The following is a 10159-nucleotide window of genomic DNA, read 5'->3' as shown; positions in this document are numbered from 1 at the left end:
AGCACCGGCATAGTCGAATTAACTTTGTTACCCCAGAGCAAAGGCACTTAGGTCTGGATGAAGAAATATTATCGAAGAGGGATGAGCTTTATCGCAAGATGAAAAGAAAGAACCAAATAAGGTGGTCAAAAGCTACGCGGAACTGGGAGAAAGTGGGTGACGTTAAGTTGAACCCGGAGAAGGAAAAACAAGCAGCTTAAATGCTCAGGCGACAACTACCTTGAAAAACGCCGTTACTGGCGACTAAAATAGCGAGTAAAGCCAAGTCGAATACCAGTACAAAGAAAAACCAGGTGACCAAAGCCAGGCCCGCGGCACGCGATTTCTCTTCTACGCTAAGACTAATAACATAGGCGATGGCAATAAAAACCCAGCCAAGTAGTGTCGCCGATAGAATAAACCAGAAAAATGCATTGAGAACTTCTAGGGTTTCCACCTCGCTGCTGAAGATAATGGCTGCTGCAGCAGTACTAAAACCAAGCAGGGAGGAGATCGCGATGATACTTCCTTGGCCCAGAAATTTGCCAATCAACATATCGCGTCGACTGAGGGGGTAGGTGAGCAGGAGTAGCATGGTGCCTTGTTCATATTCTCCTACGAAGGCGTTGTAGGCGATCATCAATGCGATCAAGGGAATCAGGATAACGGCCAGACTTGCCAGACTAATTAAGGTTGAGTTGAGCGAGGCAAAGCCGATACTACCTGAGGCAGCCGCGCCAAAATACGTAAGCCCTAAAGATAGAATGGCGAAGATTACCGTGATCGCCAAAGTCCAGCGATTGCGGAAGCCATCTTTAAATTCTTTTGAGGCGACAGTTAGTATTTTATCCATATTTATTGCTCTCCCTTGCGAATAAAGTGGCTGTATATTTCCTGCAAGGAAGGTTGCTTGATCTCCAGGTCGCTGATGCTTGTATTTCCCGAGAGTGTTCTAAGGGCGGACATTTTATCTTTCGTCGGCACAAGCAGAGATTGCTGGCCAGCCGCACAGGCGACCGCATTTTGATACTGCATGAGTTCGCTGGGAATTTCATTCGCTGCTAAGCCATGCGCTTTGATCTCGATAGGCAGCTCGCTTTGCTGGCGAAGCGTTTCAAGATTACCCAAGGCTAATTGCTTCCCGCCACCTAGTATCATAGCTCTGTCGATATGCGCTTCAACACCAGGGAGAACATGAGAACAAAGAATCACTGCGCAACCATCGCTTCGTAGTTCGTCTACCGTACGATAAAAATAATCGGTTGCGATAGGGTCTAAGCCAACGGTGGGCTCATCCAGTAATAATAGTTTAGGTTTGCCTAGCAGTGCTTGCGCCAAACCAAGGCGCTGCCTCATACCTTTAAAGTAGGTTTTGACTGCTCGATTTGCTGCAGCTTGAAGGCCAACACTCTCAAGTAACCGTTCAGCCTCGTTCTTTTTAAAGCCTTTAAGTTTGGCGAAGTAAGTGAGTATATCGCGCCCGCTTAGGTGATCATAAAAGCTAACATTTTCGGGTAGATAACCAAACTTCTGGCGAATGTGGTGAGCTTTTTTGTCTCGAGGTGACTGGCCAAGGGTTAGTACTTCGCCTTGACAAGGCTCAAGCACGCCCAGGATGATTTTCATCAGCGTACTTTTGCCAGCGCCGTTATGACCAAACAAGCCAAGCACTTCGCCTGGAGGCAAGTCCAGATTGATTGCCTCGAGTGCTTTTAGCTCGCCATAATGTTTGGAGACTGAGTCAAGCTTAACAACAAGGTCAGAAGAAGGGGACGTCATGGGCTGGCTACCTTACGAGCGGGCGGTGTCATGAGAGGGAAACTATCTCTTACCCCAGGCGATTTAAGTACCGGGAATTGTTTTTGGATATAACGTAGTAACAATACTGCAGGGCTATCCATTAGCATTTTTGCCTGAGGAAACTTCCATAGTAGCTTGTCGATACTGTCATTGGGTTCGAAGTAGGTATCGCCAATTTGATCATTGTTCATATCCCAGCCTAAATAGTCGCTCCAGTAATTACCTTGGGCGTCGAGGCTCCATTCTTGTTTGCGGGTCGCGACGTATTTCACTTGAGTCTGGTTTTTGATAAAGGTGTTTTTAGCAATAATATTGTTCTCGGAACCTGCTGTCAGGTGAATACCGATTTCTGCATTACTCACGTCATTGTCTAGAATTTTGTTGTGCAGCGAGTTATAAATAAAGAAGCCCTTACCATCGGCACCCTCAACGTGACGTGCCTCACTTTGACGCACGCCATCAATCGTGTTGTTAGTTAAGGTGGAATAGGTAATAAAGTTTAATAAGATGCCGTAGTCTTCACTATCGAGTGACTGGTTATGATTGACAGTGAGACTTCTGGATTGCATGAGCGCATAGCCTGCACGGGTTCGTACCGCTTTGTTTTTGGTGACGGTATTGCTGTGGGAGTACATGTAATGAACCCCGTAGCGAAGGTCGTGCATATGGTTTTCAGTGAGCAGGTTGTTCTGGCTAGAAATAATGTAAATTCCGTCACGGGTATGCCAGATTTCGTTGCCACGAACCTCGGTATTGGTCGCAACGGATAGATGAATACCATTGCCTCGGTCGGTTGAGCGCATCTGCTCGTTACCGCTTATTTTATTGTTGATAATTTTTGCACCATCGCATTTATCTAACCAAATACCGCTAGTATCACCATGAAGCAGGTTATTCTTGATGGTTGTATTTTGTGCCGATTTTTCAATAAAGATGCCGGCATTCATTGCCGTTAAATCATCGCCCCAGTTTTCTATTGTCAGATTTTCAATGGTGACATGTGGAGCTTTTATTCGAATCCCGTCATGCATGCCTTGGGCGTTGATGATAGCGCCCTTTTCACCTTGAATAGTGAGACTCTGTCGAATAACAAAGTTACCGGCGTAAACACCGGGAGAGAGGACTATCGTATCGCCTCGAGAGGCATTATCGAGAACAGCTTGTAGGTCTAGCTGAGAATTAATCCTTATCTCTTGAGCATAGGCTGAAGAGGATAAAAGAGATGCCACCACTATCAGACAGGTACAGAGGCACAGCATAAGGATATACGCACTGTGCTTCTGTTTGTTCTGCTGTGTTTCCAGCAGTATTCGAGATGGTTGTGACATCTTGTACTTCTTTTTCGCCTTTAGCAGTTAGCTAAAGCTTAAAGGGTTTAAGCTTCGACTAACATTCGGCCACGCATTTCCATATGCAGTGCATGGCAGAACCAGTGACAGTAGAACCATTGTACGCCAACCTTGTCGGCGGTAAAGGTCACTGACTGGGTTTGCTGAGGGCCAATTTCCATACTGACGCCATGGTTGACCATACAGAAACCATGAGTTACGTCTTCTACCATATCAAGGTTAGTGATCACCATGGTGACTTCATCGCCTTGCTTAACGGTAAATTTGTTCAGGCCAAAGTTTGGTGCAACCGAGGTCATATAAACCGTCACTTTGTTACCCTTGCGAATAATCTTGTTGTCCATTTCAAGATTTACACCATCTTTCTTTGCTTGAGCAACGGTTTCAGCGAAGAAGGGGTCATCACGCTTCCAGATTTTGCTTGGCTTCACTTTGCTTCGATGAACGATCATACAATCGTGAGGCTCAGCAAAGGTCGGGCCGTCGTGAATCAGCTTCATTTCATCGCCGGAGATATCGATTAACTGATCATTTTCGGCACGAAGTGGGCCCGTCGGTAAGAATCGGTCTTTAGAGAACTTACAGAGACAGACTAGGTATTTGCCATCAGCATCACGGGTTTCACCCATGGTGGTGTGAAGGTGACCTGGCTGATAATGAACATCCAGCTTTTGGCGAATGTAATTAACTTTCTTGTCTTGATAAGCTTTGATCGCATCTTCCACGTTCCACTTAACCACCTGACTATCGATAAAGACGGTTGTATAAGCATTACCGCGTCCGTCAAAGGCTGTATGAAGCGGCCCTAAGCCCAGCTCTGGCTCTGCAACGATGGTATCGCGAGGTTTGATCTTATCATCAAATAGTGAAGCCAGCTTCTTGATCGCAATCACTGAAACGGTTGGTGAAAGCTTACCGTTAGCCACAAAGTATTCACCGTTTGGTGAAGTGTTCAAGCCATGAGGACTCTTGGGTACCGGAATATAGCGAGTATATTTGGAACCTTTACGGCCATTGATTACAGGTACTTTGGAATCGCCGATTGTCTTGAAGTCACCGTTCTGAACCGCTTTCTCAAGCGCTGGAATATCAAATACAACAACATGGTCACGCTCAGCTGAAATCATTTCAGGTAGCGTTACGCCGTTTTCAGAGTTATAGCAGGTTGATGCAGCGAAACGACCGTCGTAGTCGGCATCGGTATTATCAAGGTTGCCATCAACAATGACCTGGAAAGCCATTTCCATCTTCTCAGCGTCAATGACGTTGAACATGGAGAAATATTTACTAGGGTCATCCAAATCACGTCCGTCATTCGGTAATGGAATTTCATATTCACCGTTACAGAATATATATTTGGTATGAGGTACTTTCTGAACCCTTAAACCATGGATCGCCTGTACATTTGGAACGTCGATCATCTTATCGGCTTTCATAATGTCGCAGCGGATACGTGCTACACGAGTATTTGCTTTATCGTTGATGAAAACATACTTACCGTCATAGCGGCCATCTTGCATACTCATATGAGGGTGATGTGCATCACCGTTAAAGTACTTGGCAGATTCACCCATGACTGCTTTACTTTCGTTGGTCTGACCCCAGCCAGTCGCGCTTTCATGGTTGAATACCGGAATACGCATTAGCTCACGCATTGAAGGTAGGCCAAGTATGCGAACTTCACCTGAGTGACCTCCACTCCAAAAGCCGTAATATTCGTCGAGCTCACCTGGCCCTACATGGGCGCTAGCAGCCATTTTCTCGGCCGTTTTTGCCTGAGCAAGTTCTGAAAACATGGATGCGGTAAGTGTTGACGCAGCAACACCTGCACCACCGACTAAAGTGGTTGCACCAATAAATTTACGACGGCTCATGCCTTCTTTTTCAGGACTATCATCGACGTGGCGGTCGACAGGGTTTTCCTTATTTATGTCGGTCATAATGATCTCCAAGTTGTTCCTGGTTGTGATAGAGAACTTCTTACTTCGTTGTTTGTACTGCTAATTCTTTAATTGCTTTTATTGTGTGTTTTTCTTTTGTATTCGAATCTTATGAGCCTCCTTGGTTGACAATACGAACCGGCTCGACAGGCGCTTCTTTCGTTGCTTTGCGGTATTTTTTGGCAAGTGGTGGGCATTTCTCTTTACTGTGATAAGTCATCTGACAATCGAGGCAGTAGTGGCATTCGCGCATATTAATCTCACCAGTAGGAGCAATCGCTCCGATCTCACACTCTTGGGCACAAAGCTGGCAGGGCTTGCCGCATTCTTTTCGGCGTTTTAGCCAGTCGAAGAGGCGAGCGAAAGAAGGAATAGCAATGGCTGCACCCATTGGGCAGACGTAGCGGCAATAGAACTTACGATTAAATATTGACGTAACCAGAAGCCCGGCCGCGTAAAGAATGAAGGGCCAATCGCGATCGAAGCGCAGCAGGAAAGTTGTTTTGAAAGGCTCCACTTCGGCATAGGTTTCTGCGACAGCCAGGGACTCCAGTGATAAGCCAAACAAAGCTAGCAAAATTAGGTATTTAATCGCCCATAAACGCTCATGAATAACAAAAGGAATATGTAGCTGAGGAATGCGTAGCTTCATCGCGATTTCGCCTATCAGCTCTTGCAAGGCACCGAAGGGGCACAACCAGCCGCAGTAAACACCTCGGCCCCACATTAAGACTGTGGCAGCGACAAAAACCCAAAGTACAAAAATAATCGGGTCGAGGAGGAAGGTTTCCCAGTTGAAGTCGTTCATCAGCGATTGAACGAAGGTAAGTACATTGACAACGGACAGCTGTCCCTTACAGTACCAGCCAATAAACCCTACTGTATAAAGAAGGAAGCCAATTCTGAAATAGTGCATAAAGCGAGGGAACTTAACTAACCAATCTTGTATGAATAATACAAGGGTGAGAACCAACATGCTGAAGACCAGCAGTTTCGTTGCCGTACTCTTATCTTCCCAAACCTGTTCCCATAGCGCTTTTTCTTCTTAGATTTCTGGCGGTTCAGGCCTAATTAAAAACTCTTCGAGTGCGGCATACTCTGGTTTAAAACTGGTAAAGACGCCTTCAATAGGGCCTGTCTGGCGGCGAATAAGTAGCTCGACTTGCCAGGGTTGTCCGGGGTCAAACTTATGATGCTCGCTGACAATGAACAGCGACATTTCTTTAAAGTGCGGCGTACCCGCAGCATATAGGTCGTTAATTCGGTATTGTTCGGTATCCCTGAAGCTGAACTCATTTTTACCTTGGTGAATGACGATTCGGTCAAATATTCCTCCGCGAACATAGCCAGAGCCTTTAAAGGAATAGCCGTTTCCGAGTAAACCTATTACATGCTCGCCGGGCTTTAGTTGCTCCATCATCCATTCATATTCACCGTCACCTAAGAGTGAACGGCCGACTGTCGGGATATTCAATTGCGTATAATATAGATCGACAAAAGTGTCTTCTTTTTCTTCAAGCGGGGCTGCCTGGTCCGCAGCTTCAGTTGCCATGAAAGCATCATCGACTTTGGAATTGTTCAAATGGAAACGTCGGATCGCACCGTTGCCTGTCAGGGTCTGCCAGTCGGAAGGCTGGTAGACTTCTTGATTAATCGTGGCCGCAGCCTGTGAGGCAAATTCAGAGGCTTCGATGATGCCATGCGCGATCGCCACTTCGTTGGCGGCGCGAATAATCCCCATGTTCATCACCATCACAGTGACGGTTGCACCGGATACGCCATCGAGATACTCGGTGTTCTCTTCTGTTCCCGTGCCGACTTTTACCTTGGTGTTAACTTTTAGCCCTTGGTATTGGTCCGTAAAGTCACATAAATCTTGCTCTGGAATTCCTACCAGCAAGATAGGTTCATGATGTTCCAGAACATTGGCAGAAATGATTGTTCCTTGAGTATCCAACGTCACAAGTGTATTGACGGGTTCACCGGAGTAGGCAGGAATACGCGCGACATCATCTGTTTCAAAGGCGTAGCCAATGACTTGCTCGTCTTGGAAAATCGTTTTGATTTGAGGGTCGCCAGTTTTTTCAGAAATCGAGCTGGCATTCGGGAAAGCCTCTTGGATAAAGGGAAGAGGGGCTTTAATTGGCGTGATATCAAGCCCGGCAGAAAAAGCAGGGCTGCCGATAAGGCAGATAAATAGACAGGAAACTAATAGATACAAATTCCTAAGGGAAAAGCTTGTTCCATCAAAAGGGTATTTCATCTCGTCTGTAGATCCAATATTTAATGTAAGCCATTGACGTTGCGAACATTAATACAGTGATCTGTAGCGAAGAGAAACGAAGAAAAGCAGGGCAGTTGACCCTAATCAACTTTATACCCCCAAGGTGATAGGAGTGTATAAGGTGATAATAGATTGAGTAAGGGAGCGAGGTTAAATATAAGGTCCAGACAAATGAACGGAATAGATAACTAACTTAGCGATTAACTGCGATCACCGACATTCGGCCCTTCCCATAACCATCTATACAGAGCTCAAAATCCATGCGCTGGTTACCGCCTTTTCGACTTAACGCATCTAGTTTATCGAATGGTTTGGCGATCAGGTGGAAGTTTTCCAGCTTTAGGTCCGTGCCACTTTTTTGGTCGAAGAATAGAACCGAAATTACCTTGAGTACCATGCCGCAGTTTTCGAGAAGCTGCTTTGGGATTGCCTTTTTCTGTATTGAGTCAAGCGCATCTTCAACCGGCAGGTTATGCAGAGCGGAACCCAAAAAACAGCTTGCTTCAAGATCGAGTACGCAGATACTACGAATAGACGAGGTGCCTGATATCGCGTAAATACCTGTAATGAAGGGAAGGTGCTCGTAATTGAGTGGCTCGGTTGTTTTTTCGGTGAGTTTAACCGAAGAGCTGGTGACCGCATTAATGGCTTTATCGAATGCGGCTGCCGTAGGTAGTGTGATGCCTTTGTCGCAAGTTACGGCTGTATCTTGCTTTAAAGCATCCTCACCTTCTATTGCGCCTTGGAGGATAGGCAGAACTGCTTTATGCAAATCTTCATCGGTAAAGGGCTTGTTTACAATGAAACATGCACCCATTTCTTTCGCTTCTTTTAAACGGCTCTCAGAGGTTTCTGAGGTGACAAACCCGATGTTGCTGGGTAGTTCCAATTTATTCAATAATTGCAGCAGCTGAATTCCTGTCATTTCCGGCATATGCCAGTCACATAGAATTAGGTCAGGCGTCCAGTCTTTGGCTATATTAAGCGCATCTTTTCCGTTATTTGCCGTCTTGTATTCATTGTCGCTATAACCCAGCTGTTCTAGGCCACGTTTAACAATAACTTGCATGGCACGGCTATCGTCTACGATAAGAAATTTCATTGCGGATAAGACCCTTTGTATATAGCAAGTGTTTGAATTGCTTTATTAATTATTTGAAGCGATAGTTTATTCATTGCGCTAACTTTGTCCAATAAATACGCCGGCATATATGGTTGTTCCGTCTTCATCCTGCGTAAAGACTTCCCAATCCGGCTCAATATCCTGCATTAGCGTTTGCGCTTGTTCCTTCGTAAGCTGGATCGGCACATCTAAGTGTGTATCTTCGCTTATTTCGAGTTGTACTTGGCCTGCCAGGATATTTCCTAATTCACAGAGCGCGTCATTTGCGTCGTTTTTGCTGAGCTCTTCTTCCGGTAGCTGAAATAATAGAGAGGCGGCCCTGTAGCTAAGTTTTGTTGGCATTGCTAAAACCATTAAAAAATTGTTTTGGCCAACGATAGGTATTTCTACAAAGCACTCTAAAATGCATTCTTGTTGATGAGGCTGGGGCTCAATATATTTGAGCTCGGCACCAAATAGCTTAGTCCACACACCTGATAGCAAGCTATAAAAAGTTTGCTTGTTCATTCTGTCAGCATCCTGTTTTTTAAACGCATTGCTTCACGTGCATAGTGGAATCTCTTAACGAAAGAAGGAAATCGGCTACCTTCCAGTATAGAAAAGAATTTTATTTTTGCTCTGAATAATTGTCGGTGATAACAAAATATTACAGAACATGGATGTTATGACGTAAAAAACTGTATTATTCACAACAGAAAAATGAACAAAATAAGACTATATTTACGATTAGAATAAATTTACGTTTAATTTAGGCAATTTTTGTTGAAAGATTGCGTATCAAGGATGGCCCAAGAAGAGACATTATGCCGACAGATACAAATTACATCATTATTCAGCTGCTAATCGGCACCTTTGCTTGTTTGTGCATTAGCGTCGCTTACATTATGTTTTTGAAGCATAAGCTGACAAAGCTTAAGCCGGGGAAACATCATACTTTTGAATATGCCTACGATGGAAAAACGGTAGGCAAGACTGCGCCTGATTCAGAAGGTGAGGAAGAGTCTGTCGAAGATGGAATGAACAAACTGGATGAATTGTCCGGCCAGCAATTAAGTTTGAGCTCGCAACTTAAAGATATGACATCTGAGAATGACCGGCAAGCCTTTAGTGATTCTGAGCGGCAGCGTTTGCTTGAACATATTGAGGCACTCGAAGCCTCCTTGAAAGAATCAGGAAAGCGGATTACCTCAATGAATGTTCAATATCAGCAAGCTAGCCGAGACATTGAAAAAGAGGCTAATAAAGTTTCAAGCCTAAAGAGGGTTGTTGATGCTGTTGATACAAGCAATGAGAGAGAAGAATCGTTAATCGAAAAAACACAGCAGCTTTCGGAACAACTGGACGAGAAAGTGAAGGAGATTAAGAAATTACGAATTAATTCATCACTTATGACCAAAGAGCTTGATGATCTCAAGGCGGACAACAGTGAAGCCTACCTATTAAAGCAGTCGCTTGAAGAGGCACAGCAAAAACTGAAACGTTCTGAAGCTGAGCGCGAAACCCTCGAAAGCAACTATGTCGACCTCGCAGAAAACAGTCAGTCCCCTAAAGAATTGCAAGACGAGCTGAACCGCTTGAAAAAAGAGTATGAAATGCTTGAGCAGCGTTTCATTAGTTATGGCAACTCGGGTGCTGCCTAGCGTACCCTTTTTCTACTAAGTGAATATCACTTGCGTGCCTTGCT

General features: G+C 45.0%; 9 protein-coding genes and 1 pseudogene. 2 read left to right on the top strand and 8 right to left on the bottom strand.

The annotated features are described in order from the left end of the window. Positions 1 to 200: pseudogene (locus tag A3729_RS32590) on the top strand (IS3 family transposase); the annotation flags it as partial. Here the strand turns inward: A3729_RS32590 and A3729_RS08060 are convergent. The 8 genes from A3729_RS08060 to A3729_RS08030 form a co-directional block, all read right to left on the bottom strand. Beyond that, positions 197 to 832: an ABC transporter permease gene (locus A3729_RS08060; RefSeq protein WP_068633592.1), complete on the bottom strand. Its 636-nt coding sequence runs from the start codon at positions 830 to 832 to the stop codon at positions 197 to 199. The pseudogene A3729_RS32590 and the gene A3729_RS08060 sit on opposite strands and share 4 nt — an antisense overlap. A 2-nt stretch (positions 833 to 834) precedes the next feature. Next, entirely contained in the window at positions 835 to 1758 is a 924-nt protein-coding gene (locus A3729_RS08055; protein ID WP_068507636.1) for an ABC transporter ATP-binding protein, read from the bottom strand. Continuing rightward, the gene (locus tag A3729_RS08050; protein ID WP_068507633.1) at positions 1755 to 3107 is read right to left on the bottom strand and encodes a nitrous oxide reductase family maturation protein NosD; all 1353 of its coding nucleotides are present in this window, start codon (positions 3105 to 3107) and stop codon (positions 1755 to 1757) included. Before A3729_RS08050 ends, A3729_RS08055 begins: the two co-directional genes overlap by 4 nt. A gap of 47 nt (positions 3108 to 3154) precedes the next feature. Then, complete coding sequence (gene nosZ / locus A3729_RS08045; protein ID WP_068507631.1) at positions 3155 to 5068, bottom strand: TAT-dependent nitrous-oxide reductase; 1914 nt, start codon at positions 5066 to 5068, stop codon at positions 3155 to 3157. Positions 5069 to 5177: 109 nt separating this feature from the next. Then, the gene (locus A3729_RS32585; protein ID WP_068764603.1) at positions 5178 to 6044 is read right to left on the bottom strand and encodes a 4Fe-4S binding protein; all 867 of its coding nucleotides are present in this window, start codon (positions 6042 to 6044) and stop codon (positions 5178 to 5180) included. Between the two features lie 69 nt (positions 6045 to 6113). Then, complete coding sequence (locus A3729_RS32580; RefSeq protein ID WP_068552894.1) at positions 6114 to 7331, bottom strand: FMN-binding protein; 1218 nt, start codon at positions 7329 to 7331, stop codon at positions 6114 to 6116. Between the two features lie 214 nt (positions 7332 to 7545). Then, complete coding sequence (locus tag A3729_RS08035; RefSeq protein ID WP_068507629.1) at positions 7546 to 8454, bottom strand: response regulator; 909 nt, start codon at positions 8452 to 8454, stop codon at positions 7546 to 7548. Between the two features lie 78 nt (positions 8455 to 8532). Then, entirely contained in the window at positions 8533 to 8982 is a 450-nt protein-coding gene (locus A3729_RS08030; protein WP_068507627.1) for a chemotaxis protein CheX, read from the bottom strand. A gap of 296 nt (positions 8983 to 9278) precedes the next feature. Between A3729_RS08030 and A3729_RS08025 the strand changes: the two genes are divergently transcribed. Beyond that, the gene (locus A3729_RS08025) at positions 9279 to 10115 is read left to right on the top strand and encodes a hypothetical protein (RefSeq protein ID WP_068512640.1); all 837 of its coding nucleotides are present in this window, start codon (positions 9279 to 9281) and stop codon (positions 10113 to 10115) included. The last annotated feature ends 44 nt before the right edge of the window (positions 10116 to 10159 follow it).

Source organism: Oleiphilus sp. HI0043, from assembly GCF_001634935.1.
The sequence above is the reverse complement of the archived record's forward strand: the minus strand, read 5'-3'. Positions and strand labels throughout refer to the sequence as shown.

Excerpts from the sequence above, each read along its gene's own strand:
- nosZ (WP_068507631.1), bottom strand. The coding sequence starts at position 5,068 with ATGACCGACATAAATAAGGAAAACCCTGTCGACCGCCACGTCGATGAT.
- A3729_RS08060 (WP_068633592.1), bottom strand. The coding sequence starts at position 832 with ATGGATAAAATACTAACTGTCGCCTCAAAAGAATTTAAAGATGGCTTC.
- A3729_RS08035 (WP_068507629.1), bottom strand. The coding sequence starts at position 8,454 with ATGAAATTTCTTATCGTAGACGATAGCCGTGCCATGCAAGTTATTGTT.
- A3729_RS32580 (WP_068552894.1), bottom strand. The coding sequence starts at position 7,331 with ATGAAATACCCTTTTGATGGAACAAGCTTTTCCCTTAGGAATTTGTAT.
- A3729_RS08050 (WP_068507633.1), bottom strand. The coding sequence starts at position 3,107 with ATGTCACAACCATCTCGAATACTGCTGGAAACACAGCAGAACAAACAG.
- A3729_RS08025 (WP_068512640.1), top strand. The coding sequence starts at position 9,279 with ATGCCGACAGATACAAATTACATCATTATTCAGCTGCTAATCGGCACC.
- A3729_RS32585 (WP_068764603.1), bottom strand. The coding sequence starts at position 6,044 with ATGTTGGTTCTCACCCTTGTATTATTCATACAAGATTGGTTAGTTAAG.
- A3729_RS08055 (WP_068507636.1), bottom strand. The coding sequence starts at position 1,758 with ATGACGTCCCCTTCTTCTGACCTTGTTGTTAAGCTTGACTCAGTCTCC.
- A3729_RS08030 (WP_068507627.1), bottom strand. The coding sequence starts at position 8,982 with ATGAACAAGCAAACTTTTTATAGCTTGCTATCAGGTGTGTGGACTAAG.